Origin of the sequence: Geobacillus sp. WSUCF-018B (genome assembly GCF_002809985.1) — a bacterium.
Classification (GTDB): domain Bacteria; phylum Bacillota; class Bacilli; order Bacillales; family Anoxybacillaceae; genus Geobacillus; species Geobacillus thermophilus.
Map to the genome: position 1 here is coordinate 1 of NZ_PIJF01000073.1, position 18,045 is coordinate 18,045.

15 protein-coding genes and 2 pseudogenes are annotated in these 18,045 nt (G+C 50.8%); 12 read left to right on the forward strand and 5 right to left on the reverse strand.

The genetic code is table 11. From position 1 onward, the window contains the following. Window positions 1-103: 103 nt before the first annotated feature. The 5 genes and pseudogenes from CV944_RS15530 to CV944_RS15550 form a co-directional block, all read left to right on the forward strand. Window positions 104-1,321 (forward strand): annotated as a pseudogene (locus CV944_RS15530) (amidase); the annotation flags it as partial. A gap of 252 nt (window positions 1,322-1,573) precedes the next feature. Further along, window positions 1,574-2,442, forward strand: a pseudogene (locus tag CV944_RS15535) (Rpn family recombination-promoting nuclease/putative transposase). Window positions 2,443-2,687: 245 nt separating this feature from the next. Then, window positions 2,688-3,179 carry a hypothetical protein gene (locus tag CV944_RS15540; RefSeq protein WP_100664497.1) on the forward strand — a complete coding sequence of 164 codons (492 nt, stop codon included), beginning with the start codon at window positions 2,688-2,690 and terminating at the stop codon, window positions 3,177-3,179. A gap of 400 nt (window positions 3,180-3,579) precedes the next feature. Beyond that, window positions 3,580-5,094, forward strand: a complete 1,515-nt coding sequence (locus tag CV944_RS15545; protein WP_199170465.1) for a malate:quinone oxidoreductase — start codon at window positions 3,580-3,582, stop codon at window positions 5,092-5,094. Between the two features lie 285 nt (window positions 5,095-5,379). Further along, window positions 5,380-5,931, forward strand: coding sequence for a YpiB family protein (locus CV944_RS15550; protein WP_100664499.1), 552 nt, complete (start codon window positions 5,380-5,382; stop codon window positions 5,929-5,931). A gap of 104 nt (window positions 5,932-6,035) precedes the next feature. On the opposite strand, the gene CV944_RS15555 is transcribed toward CV944_RS15550, so the two are convergent. The 3 genes from CV944_RS15555 to CV944_RS15565 all read right to left on the reverse strand — a co-directional run bounded on the left by CV944_RS15555 (window position 6,036) and on the right by CV944_RS15565 (window position 9,037). Then, on the reverse strand, window positions 6,036-7,160 hold the full coding sequence (locus tag CV944_RS15555; protein WP_100664500.1) for an NAD(P)/FAD-dependent oxidoreductase: 1,125 nt from the start codon (window positions 7,158-7,160) through the stop codon (window positions 6,036-6,038). Between the two features lie 106 nt (window positions 7,161-7,266). Then, a complete protein-coding gene (gene speD / locus CV944_RS15560) occupies window positions 7,267-8,061 on the reverse strand; it encodes an adenosylmethionine decarboxylase (RefSeq protein ID WP_044745791.1) in 795 nt (264 codons plus the stop codon). Between the two features lie 136 nt (window positions 8,062-8,197). Then, complete coding sequence (locus tag CV944_RS15565) at window positions 8,198-9,037, reverse strand: MBL fold metallo-hydrolase (protein ID WP_033010982.1); 840 nt, start codon at window positions 9,035-9,037, stop codon at window positions 8,198-8,200. Window positions 9,038-9,581: 544 nt separating this feature from the next. Here CV944_RS15565 and CV944_RS15570 point away from each other — a divergent pair. Continuing rightward, entirely contained in the window at window positions 9,582-10,232 is a 651-nt protein-coding gene (locus tag CV944_RS15570; RefSeq protein ID WP_013523504.1) for a DUF975 family protein, read from the forward strand. Between the two features lie 116 nt (window positions 10,233-10,348). Here CV944_RS15570 and CV944_RS15575 read toward each other — a convergent pair whose 3' ends face one another. After that, the gene (locus CV944_RS15575; RefSeq protein ID WP_050497536.1) at window positions 10,349-10,537 is read right to left on the reverse strand and encodes a TIGR00366 family protein; all 189 of its coding nucleotides are present in this window, start codon (window positions 10,535-10,537) and stop codon (window positions 10,349-10,351) included. A 138-nt stretch (window positions 10,538-10,675) separates the two neighbouring features. On the opposite strand from CV944_RS15575, the gene CV944_RS15585 reads away from it, so the two are divergent. From CV944_RS15585 to CV944_RS15600, 4 genes are all read left to right on the forward strand, one after another. Next, a complete protein-coding gene (locus CV944_RS15585; RefSeq protein ID WP_033010984.1) occupies window positions 10,676-11,146 on the forward strand; it encodes a DUF2935 domain-containing protein in 471 nt (156 codons plus the stop codon). Window positions 11,147-11,213: 67 nt separating this feature from the next. Continuing rightward, on the forward strand, window positions 11,214-11,531 hold the full coding sequence (locus CV944_RS15590) for a YbjQ family protein (RefSeq protein WP_033010985.1): 318 nt from the start codon (window positions 11,214-11,216) through the stop codon (window positions 11,529-11,531). 193 nt (window positions 11,532-11,724) lie between these two features. Further along, entirely contained in the window at window positions 11,725-12,033 is a 309-nt protein-coding gene (locus CV944_RS15595) for an ArsR/SmtB family transcription factor (protein ID WP_033010986.1), read from the forward strand. Between the two features lie 16 nt (window positions 12,034-12,049). Continuing rightward, entirely contained in the window at window positions 12,050-12,979 is a 930-nt protein-coding gene (locus CV944_RS15600; protein ID WP_100664501.1) for a cation diffusion facilitator family transporter, read from the forward strand. 30 nt (window positions 12,980-13,009) lie between these two features. Here CV944_RS15600 and CV944_RS15605 read toward each other — a convergent pair whose 3' ends face one another. After that, window positions 13,010-13,906 (reverse strand): LysR family transcriptional regulator, encoded by an 897-nt coding sequence (locus CV944_RS15605; protein ID WP_100664502.1) that lies wholly within the window; start codon window positions 13,904-13,906, stop codon window positions 13,010-13,012. Between the two features lie 229 nt (window positions 13,907-14,135). Here CV944_RS15605 and CV944_RS15610 point away from each other — a divergent pair, with 229 nt between their 5' ends. Then, entirely contained in the window at window positions 14,136-15,959 is a 1,824-nt protein-coding gene (locus CV944_RS15610) for an assimilatory sulfite reductase (NADPH) flavoprotein subunit (RefSeq protein WP_100664503.1), read from the forward strand. A gap of 25 nt (window positions 15,960-15,984) precedes the next feature. Beyond that, window positions 15,985-17,706, forward strand: coding sequence for an assimilatory sulfite reductase (NADPH) hemoprotein subunit (gene cysI, locus CV944_RS15615; protein WP_100664504.1), 1,722 nt, complete (start codon window positions 15,985-15,987; stop codon window positions 17,704-17,706). The last annotated feature ends 339 nt before the right edge of the window (window positions 17,707-18,045 follow it).

Genomic DNA, 18,045 nt, shown 5'->3' on the forward strand with positions numbered 1-18,045 from the left:
TCCATATTTGATTCCAGCGCTTCGCGTCCTCGTTTCACCATATTGGCAAGGGTTCCTGTACTAATCGAGTGTTGATATAACGCTTCGATTGTATCACTTCCGATCTGGAAATTACCGCGGCCCGCTACATGGCATCCCTATAGCAATCAAAGATATTCTTTACGTAGCTAATGAAACAACAACGATGGGGTCAAAAATTCACCGAAACTTCCGGCCAACTTACAGTGCGACAGTAATCGAGAAGTTGACGGAAGCGGGAGCAGTGTTTTCTGGAAAAACAAACTTGCATGAGTATGCTTGGGGAGCAACGAACAATAATCCTCATTTCGGACCTGCCCGAAATCCTTGGGATCCTGAACGCATTCCCGGAGGCTCAAGCGGAGGATCGGGGGTCGCAACGGCGGCGCATATGACGATTGCTTCCCTAGGAACAGATACCGGTGGTTCGATTCGAATTCCTTCTTCGTTTTGCGGCATTGTCGGTTTAAAGCCCACCTATGGACTAGTAAGCAAATATGGTTGTTTCCCGCTTGCATGGTCGTTGGACCATATCGGTCCGATGGCGAAAACGGCGAGGGACGCTGCCTATATTTTAGAAGCCATGGCAGGATACGACCCAAAAGATCCTACTTCCACCGATGCCCCTGCAACGAGTTATTCCACACAATTCATGGAGTCTGTTAAAGGTGTAAAAATTGGCATAGAACCGTACTTCTTTGATCATGTGGATGAAGGAGTCGAAAGAGCGGTTAAACAGGCGATTGCTTCTTTGGAACGCGAAGGTGCTGTTGTAGAAACCGTGCGAATTCCAACATTGCAATATGCGCAGTATGCGGAAATGATCACGATTCTTTCAGAAGCCAGCGCTATTCATCACAATCATTTAGTAGAAAGGGAAGAAGATTTTGGCGATGATGTCCGTTTCCTTTTAAAGCTTGGAGAACTCCCTTCCGCTGTAGACTACTTGGAAGCGCAACAAATTCGTTTGAAATTGGATCACGAGTTCATGGAAATATTCAATAAGGTAGATGTTTTGATCACCCCAACCATTCCGTTTCTCCCTCCCAAAATCGGGCAGGATACGGTATGGATCAATGGAGAGGAAGTAAACTTTCTTGACCATATCATCCGTTTTACAGGACCGTTTAACTTGACGGGCTTGCCTGTTGTAACGGTGCCATGTGGTTTTGTTCAAGGACTTCCTGTAGGGATGCAAATCATCGGCCCAGCCTTTGGGGAAGGAACGATATTAAATGTTGCTGATGTGTTTGAAACGTTGCATCCTGAGCTGAAATACCCGCCGGCCGTTCTAAGAAAGTAAAAGCAAACGCTGGTCGTGGCGATGTACTTACTGAAGGGCGGTCTCAAAAGGTGATGATGACATAACTTTTTGAAGCAGCCTTTTTCAACTGAGTGTTTTTCACTCGCGTTCGCTGCTGTTTGTATGACGGGGAGCAAGCACAAAACGGAGAGCTTTTTTCCTGGCTCTCCATTTTTTATATCGTACATGCAGGATTTTCGCCTCGTGCTCACGAATGACAGTTGGTGAACATCTTCATCGTGAGGTGATCGGATGGCCATTGACCATGACCGGTTGTTCAAAGAGCTGATCCAGACGTTCTTCGAAGAGTTTTTCTTCCTCTTTTTCCCCGACATGCACGAGCATATCGATTTCCGCCATTTGTCCTTTTTGTCCGAAGAACTGTTCACTGATGTGACCGCAGGAGAAAAATACCGCGTTGATCTGTTGGTCGAGACGAAGCTGAAAGGGGAAGATGGACTGATCATCGTTCATGTGGAGAATCAAAGCTGCGTGCAGTCGTCCTTTCCGGAGCGCATGTTTGTCTATTTCAGCCGTTTGTTTGAAAAATACCGCATCCGCATTGTTCCCATTGCCGTCTTCAGCCATGATGCCCTCCGTGATGAACCGTCCGTGTTTTCGATTGAGTTTCCCTTTGGCGAGGTGCTGCAGTTCCGCTTTTTCCCGGTGGAGTTGCGCAAGAAACATTGGCGGGATTCTATTCGGCATGACAATCCGATTGCGGCTGCGCTGCTTGGCAAAATGGGGTATACTGAAAGTGAGAAAGTTGAGTTGAAAAAAGAGTTTTTGCGCATGTTGGTGCGGTTGGAGCTGGATGAAGCGAGGCAGCGGCTGCTCTTGGGCTTTTTTGAAACGTATGTGAAGTTGTCGGAGGAGGAAGAGCAACAACTGCAAAGAGAAGTGAAGGCGATGGAAACGAAAGAAAAAGAGAACGTGTTGGGGCTGATCATTTCCTATGAGCAAAAGGGAAGGAGGGGTTGGAAGAAGGGATGGAACGTGGAATTCAACAAGGAATGAAACAGCTGATTCGTAACATGGAGCGCAAAGGAATGACGGTGGAAGACATTGCTCGGTTGGTGGATCTTCTAGAGGAAGATGTTCGGGGATTGCTTGAAGAGTAGGGAAATAAAAAACAAGGGGATGGCCATGGGGAATAAGAAGGTTGGTGACGACAAGCGACCAATTGATCGTCGTATGGACGGCATGGTCTAAGGATGCCGAAGGGCCGCAGCGTTTGTGAAGACCGTGACCGCGGAAGCGCCTTGCTTGATTACGAAATTTGGCCGCCTTTCATCCTACGGTTTCCCCATTGCGGGATGAAAGACGGTGTTGTTTCGCATCTTCTTGTGAGGGAGGAAGAGAAAAGTTGGATTTCCGTGATATCCCGCAACTCATTGCCCGAATGCTCATGGAAGTGATTCAAACGCATATACCGCACCAATGGATATACACCGTTGAACCATTCATCAATCCATACAACGGCAAGATCAGCTATGACTATTCCGGTGAAGTGAGGAAAATGAAGAAAGAAGAGTTCGCCGAGCTTGTCTGGTCGCTGGGGAGAAGTAAGGGCTCGCGATTTTATTGTTCTCCGTTAGATGAGTTGTTAAACAACGTTTACATTGATCGATGGGTGCCGACGTATATGTCTAACTATGGAAAGCGTTGGGTGACATACTGTGACTTGCTTAGGGAAACATTTGATCAATGGAAGTACAGCCACTTTGAGATTTATGACGAGGACGGGAATGAGGTCAATGAAGATCTCAACTTGCAACTTGATGAAATATTCGAAGATTTTTTAGAGAATACTTCGCACGAGCCATTTGTTAGAGAAATTGAAAAAACGATTGCCTAATACGATGGATGTCACCTTGGAATGTTTCGGGTGTAGATGGCTTATATGACGCTTTGGCGGCATGGAGCCGTCTTTTTTGCTGCTATGAAATGATTTCGTTTGTTTTTCATCAGTCTTCTTGAAAAATCTCTGCGTTTTTTCTCGAGATGGTGGCGAAATATTCAACGATTTTGTAAAATTATTGTGAAGGGCGATTGCGGATGGTCGTGTTGATGTCATGAATATGCAACGGTGCATTGAATTATATTAATATATTTTTGTTAAAATCGATAATAGTGACATACTATTAATCAATTGTGTTATAATAAATTTTGTAATCGCCCTCAAAAACAAAAGGGGTATCGGTGGAATCATTTCGAGCGCTCGCTCGATGCTCTTTTACAACTATTCATGGATAGGGATGGTAAACATGGGCAACAAACAAGGAAAAACGGATGTCATTTTAATCGGCGCTGGCATTATGAGCGCGACGTTGGGGACGCTCTTGAAGGAATTGGCGCCAGAGTGGGACATTGTCGTCTTTGAAAGACTGGAAGAGGCAGGAGCGGAAAGCTCCAACGAGTGGAACAACGCCGGGACGGGGCATGCGGCGCTGTGTGAGTTGAACTATACCGTTGAGAAGTCCGATGGGTCGATCGACATCGGCAAAGCGATTAAAATCAATGAGCAGTTTTACGTCTCTTTGCAGTTTTGGGCTTATTTGGTCAACAGCGGTATTCTTCGTGACCCGAAAGATTTCGTCCGTCCGCTGCCGCATATGAGCTTTGTGCAAGGGGAAGACAATGTGGCGTTTTTGAAGAAGCGCCACGAAACGATGGCGGCCAATCCGCTGTTTAAAGGGATGGAGTTCACAGATGATCCGAAAAAGTTGGCCGAATGGGTGCCGCTCATGATGGAAGGGCGGGTGGTGGACGAGCCGATCGCGGCGACCCGCATCGAATCGGGGACGGACGTGAACTTCGGGGCGTTGACGCGCCAACTGTTTGAACATTTGAAACGGAAGAACGTGGAGATCCGCTACCGCCATCATGTCGAGGATATCAAACGGACAAGCGATGGCTTATGGGAGTTGAAGGTGCGGAATTTGGACACAGGCACGGTGGAGCTTCATGCGGCCAAGTTCGTCTTCATCGGGGCCGGGGGAGGCAGCCTCCATCTGTTGCAAAAGTCCGGCATTCCGGAAGGGAAGGGAATCGGCGGCTTCCCGGTGAGCGGGCTGTTTATGGTGTGCAACAATCCCGAGGTCGTCGAGCAGCACCATGCGAAAGTGTACGGCAAAGCGAAAGTCGGCGCGCCGCCGATGTCGGTGCCGCATTTGGACACGCGGTTTATCGACAATCAAAAGATGCTGCTGTTTGGGCCGTTTGCTGGTTTTTCGCCAAAGTTTTTGAAAAACGGCTCGATGCTCGACTTGTTCACCTCGATCAAGCCGCATAACGTATTGACGATCTTGGCGGCGGGCGTGAAAAATATGTCCTTGACCAACTATTTAATCCAGCAAGTGCTGTTGTCGAAAGAACAGCGCATGCAAGAGCTGCGGGAATTCGTCCCGACGGCGAAAAGCGACGAGTGGGACATCGTCGTGGCGGGTCAGCGCGTGCAAGTGATCAAAGACACGGAATCTGGCGGCAAAGGAACGCTGCAGTTTGGCACGGAAGTCGTCCATGCGGCTGATGGCTCGATCGCGGCGTTGCTCGGCGCTTCGCCAGGCGCTTCGACCGCGGTTCATGTGATGTTGGAAGTGATTGAGAAATGCTTCCCGGAACGAATGAAAGAATGGGGGCCGAAAGTGAAAGAAATGATTCCGTCCTACGGTGAATCATTGATGAAAAACGAATCGCTTTTGCGGCAAGTGCAAGCGTCTACAGCGGAAGCGCTCGGGTTAAATGGCCACTTTGCGATGCAGTTGGCGTAGGCTTATAGGTTTGAGCAATGGAAAGGAAAGCCGAGAGCCCGTTGCTTAGAAGGAGCAGCCGCCTGGAAATGAAGGGCGGCTGTTTTTCTATTTCGTTTGCCGCTTGGTGTCGGAATGAAAGGGGCCTTGCCCTGCGGTTTTCAGATGCACGGCGGGGCGCAATCAAGTATACTGGAAAACAAAGACGTGAATGGAATAGCAATGGATCATCGAGACTTGTTGAGACGATCTTGCGCTGCGGCCGCTGTTATCTTCCATGGAGAAGCAGTTGAAGGGGGTGAGGCTATGACGAGATGGGTGTCCTATTCAGAAAAGCGGCAGTTCTTAACAACGTTTTTGCAGCAGCATCGTTTGAAGCATCCGGATGCCCGATTTGTGCTGCAATACTTGCTTCAACACCCCCATTTGCTTGAGAACGTCCATTTTACGGAAACCGAGCAAAAGCAGGCGCGATGGCTGATCATTTCGACTGCGATGGCGGAAGAAGAGGGGCTTGTGTTTTATCGACGCGGTCAAAAAAGCACGAGCCTTGCCTCGATTATGGGTGATTTGGCGCTGCATCCGAACGAGCCGCTCTATTTGACGCTCCATTTTCCAGGAAAGGCAAGGAATTTTTCGTACCTTCGGCTTATTGATCACCAAGCGTTTGAAAATGTCAGACGGCACGAGCGGCATGAGAAAATGGCGAAGGCGGCCGAGCAAGTGCTCGATGAAGCGTTGAAACGCCATGAAGTGTCGATTTTGAAGATGCAAATCGATCAAGCGCTTGACCGCAAAGATATGGAGCTGTTTCACAAGCTGACGGAGCAGTTGAAAAAATATGAAGGACAAAGCTGACAAAACACGGTCAGCTTTGCCCTGACGGTGAGAAAGGGATATCAGTCGCTGCGTTGGCTATTGTCCATATCGTGGAAGCTCCGTTGTTGCTTTTTCTGATCCCCTCATTGAACGATCGGTGCGACGGCGCTTGCTGCGTCATAATCGCTTGGGTCGAGTTCCGTCGGCAGGCCGATGACGAGTTTCGCCAACTCCTTTCCTAAATACGGGCCGACGGTGAGACCTGAGGAGCCGAGCCCATTGGCGATATACACCCCAGAAAAGCCCGGAAGCGGTCCGAAGATCGGGAGAAACCCAGGCGTGCGCGGGCGGAATCCGACTCGCGTCTCGATATATGTCCAGGTGGAGAGCCCCGGCGCAACGGCAAGCGCTTTTTCCAACAATTCGTGCATTCCCCCGGCGGTGGGGCGAATGTCCATGCCCGCTTCATCTTCGTGTGTGGTTCCGATCACAATTCTGCTTCCCGGGAAGGCGAGCATATACTGATTGTTCGGCGGCATGACGACTGGCCAATGGGATGTGTCGTATTCTGGATGTTCCAAGTGAATGAGCTGCCCTTTTTGTGGGGTGACGAGCAGTTTGATCCCGAGCGGCTCCAGCAACTCGCCAGCCCAGGCGCCGGCTGTGACGATGACCGCTTCGGCCGTGTATTTCGCTCCATTGACTTCCACGCCGATGATGCGGGAGCCTTCAAACAGGAGTCGGGCGTTTCCGCGGATGTAGGCGGCGCCGCGCTTTTGGGAAGCGTTCATGAGGGCGTCTCGCACCGCCCGACCGTTCACTCGGGCGGCGCCGCTCACATAAAGGGCATGATGCTTGCCGACAAGCAGCGGAAACAGCTCCTTCGCCTCTTGGGGATGAAGCCGCACGATCTCTCCCATTTCCGGCGCGTCTTCGCGCCGTTTGAGAGCGCGCTCCTCCATTTGTTCCAGTTTCTGTTCATCTGTGTGCAGCCATAGAGCCCCGACGCGTGCGTAACCGGTTTCCGTTTCCCCGTATGATTCCAGCTCTTCAATGAGGGAAGGATAAAATTTCGCCCCGCCTTTCGCTAACCGATACCATTTTTGGTTGCGGCGCTGCGACAGCCAAGGGCAGACAATCCCCGCCGCCGCATCGGTCGCTTGGCCTTTGTCGCCGCGGTCGATGATGATCACGCTTGCCCCTTCTTTAGCCAAATGATAGGCGGTAGAGGCCCCTAAAATGCCGGCTCCGACGATGATGTACTTCATTCATGAACACCTTTTCCTTTTTTCTACTAGCATACCATAGACGGCGCCAATCGGGAACCGGTGTGGGCCGGCCCGAAAGCCGGCAGGCGTCAAAAAGGCGCCCGCGTCAAACGGTGTTCGGCATATTTTTTCCGTAAAAGATCTCATCCATTTCCCTTCTCAGCTTGGCGGTTGTTTCATTCGCTTCTTGTTCGCTCAAATCCTCTTTTGCATAGCCAAACAAGTAGTTGTCCAAGTCAAACTGTTTCAACTTGCATTTTGTGTGAAAAATATTCTCTTGGTAAATGTTTACGTCGATCATATCGTACTTTTCGCGAATGTGCTCCGGGATATAATCTTGAATCGACGTAATGTCATGGTCGATAAACAGCTTGTATCCGTGAATGTCGCGCGTAAATCCGCGCACGCGGTAGTCGATGATCATAATGTCGGCGTCAAATGAATGAATCAAATAGTCGAGCGCTTTGAGCGGCGAAATTTCCCCGCATGTGACGACATCAATATCGGCGCGGAACGTGCTGATTCCGTCATTCGGGTGGTATTCTGGGTATGTATGGACGGTGATATGGCTTTTGTCAAGGGAAAGCACCACCGCCTCCGGCAAAGGGCCGTCATCTTCGGGCACCTCGACGACCGGCCCCTCGGAAACGAGCATCGTCACGCTCGCGCCCTGCGGAACGTAATCTTGTTTGGCGATGTTTAACACATGGGCGCCGATCATGTCGGCGACACGTTTTAAAATATTCGTCAGCCGTTCGGCATTGTACACGTCGTCAATGTATTCGATATACGCCTCCCGCTCCTTCGCCGTTTTCGTATAGCAAATATCGTACATATTGAAGCTGAGCGATTTCGTCAAGTTGTTGAACCCGTGCAGCTTGACGCGCGGTGTTTCGTTCATCGACGGGACCCATCCTTTCGTTTTTTCTTAATTTGTCCCGTTGCTGGCGAAGATAGTAATTTTTCATTTGAAATGGAAGAAAATGGAATATGGGCTTGCCCTAATGGTCTATGGCCATTTCCGGGAAGCGTCCGCTTCAGCTCGCCCGTTTCGCTTGATATTCTTGAATGACCGACCGGACAATGTGAAGGGAGTCCCACTCCTTCGCCGAAAAAAAGACGATCGGATATTTTTTCGGGAAAAGCGTTTCTTGAATTTGTTTCGGCGGCATGCCTTTTTCGTATAAATCGATGATGTTGCCTTGAAGTTCAAGCAAGTAATCGAGTTTTCGCTGCAAGGCCTCGCGCCCGTTTGGGAGATAGCCGGCATGGGCGCAGAAGACGTCGCCGAAATCGTATGTCAACGTGCGTTGCAAGGAGGCGATGATCGCCGGGATGTTTTCCTCGCGCAAGATGACTTTCGTTTTCTCCTGACAGTACAAGTCGCCGCTGAACAATTGCCCCGTTTCGCGGTTCAAAAACGCCACATGATCGATGGAATGACCTGGCGTCGGGATGACGTCCCACGTTGCGCTTCGCGAGGAAAACGTCGTGCCGATCGGCTTGGCGGTGAATGGATCGCGCTTGCCCCAAAACACTTTTCGGTATAGCGGATAGTCCGCCTTTTGCTGGCAATAATGGATCATCAGTTCGTGCATGTAGATGGGCAGGCCCATCTTTCGCTGCAAAAATGCCGCGCAGCCGGTATGGTCTTCGTGATAGTGGGTGATGACGACTTGATCGATGTCTTGGTGTTGAAAAAACGAGGTGAATTCGTGCTCCATTGATTTGGCGCCGGTGTCAATCAGCACCCCATCGATGACAAAGCAGCGGACGGTGAGGCGGACGCCTTGAAACGTCGCCGTTCCTTTGGCGATATGCACGTTTTGCACGGTCTCCGTTTCAAACCGCTTTTTGATCACTTTATCGAGCCACATAGGGGAACCTCCTTGCCGCAAAAGTGGTTGTGTTCATTATACCATAGAGAATGAGTATTCATTCATTTTTGTTCAATCACCAATCGTTGTGTATCCCTTCTTTTACGGGGAATGAGCGCTCTATCAACATTTCCGGTTCGTTAGAATGACGGGGAAGGCGTTAATAGTAAAATGGTAGAAAACGATTCATTGGGTCATTTTGATGGAGAAGGTTCCCCCATTTCCACCTTAGGGAAACACATAGAGTTGCAATGGGGAGCTCGGGAAGCCTTCTGGCAACGGCGTTGTTCGCTCGCCCGACAGTCGATCCAATCGCTCTGTAAAAACTACAAATGTTAAAGATTCAAATTGCATCTATCCTGAAAATACCCGAACTTCAAAATGTGCAAGGTTTCAGAGTTCGACATAGCGGCATTTTCATCCCTTCGATGGTGACGAAATCTTTATATTTATAAAAATTAGGAATATATGATAAATTACAGTTATAATTCATAATATTCCATTGGGGATTTTTAACTTTCATAATTAGTCAAGGGGGAGCCACATGACATTATCGCAACTCAGAAGGCAAGCGAGGCAGGCGTTAAAAGGGCAATGGGGAATGGCAGTTCTTATCATGCTCGTGTATTTTGTGTTGAATACGGTCATCCCAACAGTGTTGGAAATGGTGCTCAGCGGTGGATGGAGCGCTTGGATGGCGCAAGAGGATCCGCCTTTTGCGGCCCAGCTGGTCAGTTTGTTGTATACGGCGGCGCTGCTTCCGCTCGGTATCGCGGTCTATTGGGTGTTTTTGGATGCCTATCGAGGGCAGCCGCTTTCGGTGGCGCCGCTCTTCACCGTGTATCGGCAAGGAAAGCTGCCGCTTAAGTTGATCGGCGCATCGATTTTGTACGGCATTTTTGTTTTCCTATGGACTCTTTTGCTCATCATCCCGGGGATTATCAAATCATTGGCTTACTCGCAGACGTTCTTTTTGTTAAAAGACCATCCGGAGTATGGGGCGCTTCAAGCGATTCGTGAAAGCAACAAGCGGATGAAAGGGTATAAATGGAAGCTTTTTTTGCTTTATTTGAGTTTTCTCGGCTGGGGGATTTTATCCCTTCTGACGCTCGGCATCGGGTTGTTATGGCTGATTCCTTATGTGTACACGTCGCTGGCGGCTTTTTATGATGAGTTTATTCGTGTGCAGGAATAGACCATAATAGTTTCGATTCCTGGAAAAAACTATCCGCTAGAAAGGGGAATTTCTTTAAAGGATGAAAAATGTTGCCCGCAGCCAGTTCAATAGGTTGGCTGCAGGCTGTTGTTTGGTTAAAGCACGTACAAAAAGACGGAAGCAACAATGCCGACGTAAAGGAAGGTGATCGTTGTAAAGCCCATAATGTCGCGAATGCGTAGGCCGGCAATGGCAAGGAGCGGGATAGCCCAAAACGGTTGGATCATGTTGCTCCATTCGCCCCAAGCGACGGCCATCACCATTTTGGCTGGATCCACGCCCATCTCAAGTTTCTATGCATGTCGCTATGCCGATCTTCAAGGTGAAACAAGGACGAAGGCTGTGATCATTTCGATCATGGTGCATATCCGCGTTGTTTTGCCCATACACTGAAAGAAGAGGGGAAACAGGGAGGGAAGAGCGTGCAATTTTACTACGGCCCACACATGCCGCTGCGCGTTTTGGATGAGATTGAATTCTGGAAGCACCAAGAGGAAGAACATACGGTCGTCATTCGCGAGCTTGCGTCTGGATTGGAAGCGCCATATGTAGAAGCGTTGAAAAAATGGGAGGAGGCGCTTTCGGCTACGCATCAGCACGCGGTCCGTTATATCGAATCGGTGGTTCGGGCCGGCCATTATGTTCCTGAACAACTGCATCAACAAGTGCTCCATTTTGTGTCGTACTGCCTAGAGCAGAGCCTTCAGTTCATCGAATTATGCCGGCAAATCAAAACCCGCAGCAAAGCCGTCAGCCAAAACCCGACCGCCAAGGTGGTGCTCGATCACATCATTCGCGAATCGGAGTATTTTGTCGGCATCGCGCAGTTGTTGCTGTACGGTACTCATTCGGCATTAGCTGCACTGCGGACAGATTCATCGGCGACGTCATAGATGCAATGTAGTATAATGGAATTGGGTGCTTCCACCTATTATGATGAGCCACGAGGGGGACATAGCTGTGATTGTCACGACCACCAATACCATTGAGGGAAAAGAAATTGAAGAGTATTTGGGCATCGTAGCGGGAGAGGTCATTTTGGGCGCCAATGTCGTCCGTGATTTTCTCGCCAGCATCACCGACATCATCGGCGGGCGGAGCGAAACGTATGAAAGCAAGCTGGCCGAAGGGCGGGAGATGGCGATCAAGGAGATGGTCAATAAGGCGAGAAGCCTTGGCGCCAACGCCGTCATCGGGGTGGATCTCGATTTTGAAACGCTGCGCGACGGCATGATGATGTGCATTGCGACGGGGACGGCGGTGCGGCTGAAATCGTAATGGGAAAGCAGCGGGTCTATCGGCCCCTGCTTTTTTTTGCTTTGTCGGCTGCCGTTGTGGGGGTGTCAGTGCATCGGCTGTTGATGCTGATGGGGTTTTGCAGCTTGAAATAGGATTGACAGAAGAAAAAAAAGCGGTTTATGATTCGCATATATGAACAAATGCTCATATATTAAAATGTGAGGGAACAGCCATGAACGCAGAGGATCATTCGTTTTTAGATGAAAGTGTGATTGAGGAAGTGTCACGGATCTTTAAAGCCCTAGCGGATCCGACTCGGATGAAGATGTTGTATTTGTTGTCGCAGGAAGAATGCCATGTCGGCCATATTGCGGAAGTGCTCGGCATGTCGCAATCGGCGGTTTCCCATCAGTTGGCGCTGCTTCGGACGTTGCGGCTTGTGAAATATCGCCGTGAGGGGAAGATGTTGGTTTACTCATGTGATGACGAACATGTCATTTCGTTGCTAAAGCAGGCGATTGATCACGCTCAACATCCATAAAAGGGAGAGAAGAACGATGCATCATCATGAACACGGCCATTGCGGCCACCATCACGGGCATCATCATGGCTTGGGCAGAGAGGGGAGCCAAAAAGGGTTGGCGGCCGCTCTTGTCATTACCGTTGGGATTATGGTTCTGGAGTTTGTCGGCGGGCTTGTGACGAACAGCCTTGCTCTTCTTTCGGATTCGGGGCATATGCTGAGCGATGCTGCTTCGCTTTTGTTAAGTCTGTTGGCGGTGTGGTTTGCGGCGAGGCCTGCATCGCCGAAGAGGACATATGGATTTTACCGGTTCGAGATTTTAGCGGCGCTAGTAAATGGGGGCACGTTGGTGGTGATTGCCGCTTGGATTATTTGGGAAGCGGTCGGGAGGTTTGTGAATCCACCTGCTGTCGCGAGCGGGCCGATGATGGCCATTGCTGTCATAGGGTTGCTGGCTAATTTGGCAAGCGCTTGGGTGTTAATGCGCAAAGGGGATGTCAAAGAGAACGTCAATGTCCGCAGCGCCTATCTTCATGTGCTTGGCGATGCGTTAGGCTCGGTCGGGGCGATCGCGGCGGGGCTTGTCATCTGGCTGTTCGATTGGTACGCGGCTGATCCGCTCATTTCCATTGCGGTGTCGGTGCTGATTTTAAAAGGGGCGTTGGCCGTGGTGAAACAGACGGTGCATATTTTAATGGAAGGAACGCCGGCGGCGATTGACCATGGGGAAGTAAAAGCGGCGCTCTCCGGCATTGATGGGGTGATCGATGTGCACGATTTGCATATTTGGACGATCACCTCGGGGCTTGATTCGTTAAGCTGCCATTTGCTCATTGAGGAAGGTTGCGATGGACAGGCGGTTTTGCAGCGGGCGATTGATTTGATCGAGACGCGCTTTCACATTCGCCATGCGACGATTCAAATCGAAATGCCGCACATCCGCCATGGGGAGATGGAAGTGTGAGGGCGGGTCATCCATGACCACGCCCTTCTGTTATTGGCTGACGCCAGTCCAATTGGTTTGCAAGGCTTCAAGGAAAATGCGCATGTTTTGTTTGTTTTCCATAATCGGTGCATAGATGTAGGAAAACATTCGGTAAAACGGTGGATGGTTCAGGCGAACGATGGACAGGTGGCCGTGCTCGATGTCGCGGGCGACGACGCTGCGCGACAGCAAGGACAGGGCGTTGCCGTTGATCAACGTTTCTTTAATGCCTTGGTTGCTGCTGATGATCATGAGCGATTGGATTTTCAGCCCGTTCGAGCGGATGAAATGGTTGAAATATTCCCTTGTTCCCGACCCGACTTCGCGCGCCACCCATGCTTCGTTTTGCAGCTCGCTGATCGTGACTTCGCCTTTTTGCGCCAAGGCGTGCCGCTTGGAGGCGACGATGACAAGCTCGTCCTGCATGAACGGATGAACGGACAGTTCTTTTTCGTTCGTTTGCCCTTCGATCAAGCCGATGTCGACTTGATATGATTTGACGAGTTCGACAATTTCTTTTGTGTTGCCGATCATGACCTCAAGCTCCAACTCTGGGTAACGTTTTTGGAAATCGGGCAAAAGCGGCGGCAAAATATACTCTCCAATTGTAAAGCTCGCCCCGATTTTCAATTTTCCTTTGACGGAATGATGGTGTTCCAAAATGTCTTGTTTCGTTTGTTCATAAAGCGCCACCATTTGTTTGGCGCGGTCGTACAACAGCTCGCCCGTCGGCGTCATGCGCAGCCGCTTCGGGGAGCGGATGAACAGTTTCGTTTGAAACTCTTTTTCTAAATTTTTGATGTGCAAGCTGACGCTTGGCTGCGACAAATGGAGAATTTCCGCAGTTTTGGTGAAGTTTTTTACTTCAGCTAAGGTGATGAACGTTTTTAACTCTTCATAGTACATGTCCGCCTCTCCTCCGTCCCCATGATGACCGTACTATTAGAAATACTAATAGTTTTAATAATTTATATTTATTTTACTAATGTTTTGTTTTGCGGTAAAGTGTAAATATGATACCCTCATTAAAGTATACTTGGCTTATAGGAATAATGGAATTTGGCGTTCGTCCTGTCGTTGAGACCGAAACGGCGCCAATCGTTCCATTTTATTTTATATTGTGAGGTGGACACCGTTGCAGCTGCAAGTAACCAACAGTCCGTTTACCCAGGAGCAGATTGAGCTTTTGAATCGTTTGTTGCCGACGTTGACGCCGTCGCAAAAGCTTTGGCTGAGCGGGTATTTGGCCGCCGCCGAGTCGGCCGCTGCTGTGCTTGACGCCGAAGCGCCCGCACTGCTTGTCGGGGGCGGGAAACCGGTTTCGAAAGAAGTGACCGTTCTGTACGGTTCGCAGACCGGCAATGCGCAAAAACTGGCCGAAAAAGCAGGCAAGGCGCTTAAGGAGCGCGGATTCGAGGCGAAAGTGTCGTCCATGCTTGACTTTAAGCCGAATGAATTGAAGAAAGTCGAGACGCTGCTCATCGTCGTGAGCACGCATGGGGAAGGCGATCCGCCAGACAACGCGGTGTCGTTTTACGAGTTTCTCCACAGCAAACGGGCGCCAAAGCTGAATCATTTACGCTTTTCCGTCTTGGCGCTTGGCGATACGTCGTATGAACATTTTTGCCAGACGGGGAAAGATTTTGACAAGCGGCTCGAGGAGCTCGGGGGAGAGCGGTTTTATCCGCGCGTCGACTGTGACGTCGACTACGAGGAAGCGGCGGCGAAATGGCTTGACGGCGTGCTTGCCGAGCTGAGCAAGGGGATCAATGCCGAGGCCGCGCCAGTGTTGTCGGCCGCTGCGGCCGTGCCGAAAGCCGAACCGGCGGTCGTCTATTCGCGGAAAAATCCGTTCCCGGCTGAGGTGCTGGAAAACATCAACTTAAACGGCCGCGGATCGAACAAAGAAACGCGCCATCTCGAATTGTCTCTTGAAGGATCGGGGTTGAAGTATGAGCCGGGCGATGCGCTTGGCATCTTCCCGAAAAACGATCCGGAGCTTGTCGATCTCATCATTCAAGAAATGAAATGGAACCCGGAAGAAACGGTGACGATCGACAAAGACGGGGAAGTGCGGTCGCTCAAAGAAGCGCTCACGTCCCATTTTGAAATCACTGTGTTGACCAAAGCGCTGTTGCAAAAGCTTGCGCCGCTGTCGAAAAACAGCGAGCTTCAAGCGCTCGTTGCCCCAGGCAATGAGGCGAAGCTGAAAGAATACGCCAAAGGCCGCGACTTATTGGATGCGTTCCGCGACTTCGGCCCATGGGATGCGGCGCCGCAACAAGTCATCTCGATTTTGCGCAAAATGCCGCCGCGCCTGTACTCGATCGCGAGCAGCTTAGCGGCCTATCCAGATGAAGTGCACTTGACGATCGGCGCGGTCCGTTATGAGTCGCACGGCCGCCTGCGCAAAGGGGTGTGCTCGACGTTCTGCGCCGAACGCGTCCAAATCGGCGATACGTTGCCGGTCTTTGTGCAGCCGAACCCGAATTTTAAGCTGCCAAAAGACCCATCGACGCCAATCATTATGATCGGTCCAGGCACTGGGGTTGCGCCGTTCCGCGCTTTTATGCAAGAGCGTGAGGCGACAGGAGCCAACGGAAAATCGTGGCTCTTTTTCGGCGACCAACATTTTATGACCGACTTCCTGTATCAAACGGAATGGCTCGCCTGGCTGAAAAGCGGTGTGCTGACTAAAATGGACGTCGCCTTCTCGCGCGATACGGAGCGAAAAATATACGTTCAACACCGGATGCTCGAGCGAAGCAAAGAGCTGTTCGGTTGGCTTGAGGAAGGTGCTGTCGTCTACGTATGCGGCGACAAGCAACACATGGCGCGCGACGTTCATCAGACGTTGATCGAGATTATCGAAAAAGAGGGCGGCATGAGCCGTGAACAGGCGGAAGCGTATGTCACGGAGATGCAAAAGCAAAAACGGTACCAACGCGACGTCTATTAATCTCAAAGAAGGAGTGGAATCGGAAATGGCGAAAGTCGAGTTAAAAGCGCCGGACGGACCGCCAAGCGATGTCGAGCGCATCAAGCAGGAAAGCCGTTACTTGCGCGGCACGCTCGCGGAAACGATGGAAGACCCGCTCAGCGCAGGAATTCCAGAGGATGACAACCGGTTGATGAAATTCCACGGCAGCTATTTGCAAGACGACCGCGACGTGCGCACCGAGCGGCAAAAACAAAAACTGGAGCCTGCATACCAGTTCATGGTTCGCGTCCGCACGCCGGGCGGGGTGGCGACGCCGGAGCAGTGGCTTGTCATGGATGAGCTCGCCCGCAAGTATGCGAACGGCACGTTAAAATTAACGACGCGCCAGGCGTTCCAATTGCACGGCGTCTTAAAATGGAACATGAAAAAAACGATGCAAGCCATTCACAATGCGCTGATGACGACGCTTGCGGCGTGTGGCGACGTCAACCGAAACGTCATGTGCAACCCGAATCCGTACCAGTCGGAAGTGCATGCGGAAGTATATGAGTGGGCAAAGCTGATCAGCGACCATTTGTTGCCGCGGACGCGGGCGTATTATGAAATTTGGTTGGATGACGAAAAAGTGGCCGGCACGCCGCAAGTCGACGGTGAGGAAGAACCGATTTACGGCCCGACGTACTTGCCGCGGAAATTTAAAATCGGAATCGCTGTCCCGCCGTCGAACGACGTCGATGTGTTCTCGCAAGACATCGGGTTCATCGCCATTGTCGAAGACGGCAAGCTTGCCGGGTTTAATGTCGCCATCGGTGGCGGCATGGGGATGACCCATGGGGACAAAACGACGTATCCGCAACTGGCGAAAGTGATCGGCTTCTGCAAGCCGGATCAAGTCGTGGAAGTGGCGGAGAAAATTATGACCGTTCAGCGCGACTACGGCAACCGCTCATCGCGCAAACACGCCCGCTTCAAATACACGATCGATCGGCTTGGGCTGGAAGCGGTGAAAGAAGAAATTGAGCGCCGCCTCGGCTGGAAGCTCGGCGAAGCGCGCCCGTACCATTTCGAGCATAGCGGCGACCGCTACGGCTGGGTCGAAGGCGTCAATGGGACATGGCATTTCACGCTCTTTGTCGAAGGCGGCCGCGTCAAAGACTACGACGATTACAAGCTGATGACCGGCCTGCGCGAAATCGCGAAAGTCCATACCGGCGATTTCCGGTTGACGCCAAACCAAAACTTGATCATCGCCAATGTCACGAGCGAGAAAAAGCCGGAAATCGAGGCGCTCATCGCCAAATACGGCTTGACCGACGGCCGCCGGTACACCGCCTTGCGCCGCAACGCGCTCGCCTGTGTCGCCTTGCCGACGTGCGGCTTGGCGATGGCGGAAGCGGAGCGGTACTTGCCGAAACTGCTCGATAAAATCGAGGAAATTATCGACGAAAACGGTTTGCGCGACGAAGAAATCACGATCCGCATGACGGGCTGTCCGAACGGCTGCGCCCGCCACGTGCTCGCGGAAATCGCCTTCGTCGGCAAAGCGGTCGGAAAATACAACATGTACCTCGGTGCTGCGTTCAACGGCACGCGCTTAGGCAAACTGTACCGCGAAAACATCGGCGAAGAAGAAATTTTGCGCGAACTGCGCGTCCTCCTATCCCGCTATGCGAAAGAGCGTCTTGACGGTGAACACTTCGGCGACTTCGTCATCCGCGCCGGCATCGTCAAAGAAGTGACGGATGGGACGAATTTTCATGATTAAAGTGGTCAGGGTGAAATGGAAACCAGCCTCTCCTTGTTTAGGGGAGGTTGGTTTTTTGTTGCTTTCATGCAATGGCTTCGGTGTTTTGTTCATTGTAGCCGCATTCAATCTATATTAGGTTGTAATAAAGGATTTCCGATCTCCATGTCCTATCTTTATCACTTGAAAAGCTGGCACGGTGACAAAAAGAGCGAACAATGCTATGTAAAAAAGTTGCAACTTATATAATTCACAAAATATTTCAACTATATAAGTTGAATTAAAGATTTACAACTGAACACACAAACGATCGATCGTTTGTTCTGGTTTCTGGTTGATTCGCTGAATAAAGGCTTGGAC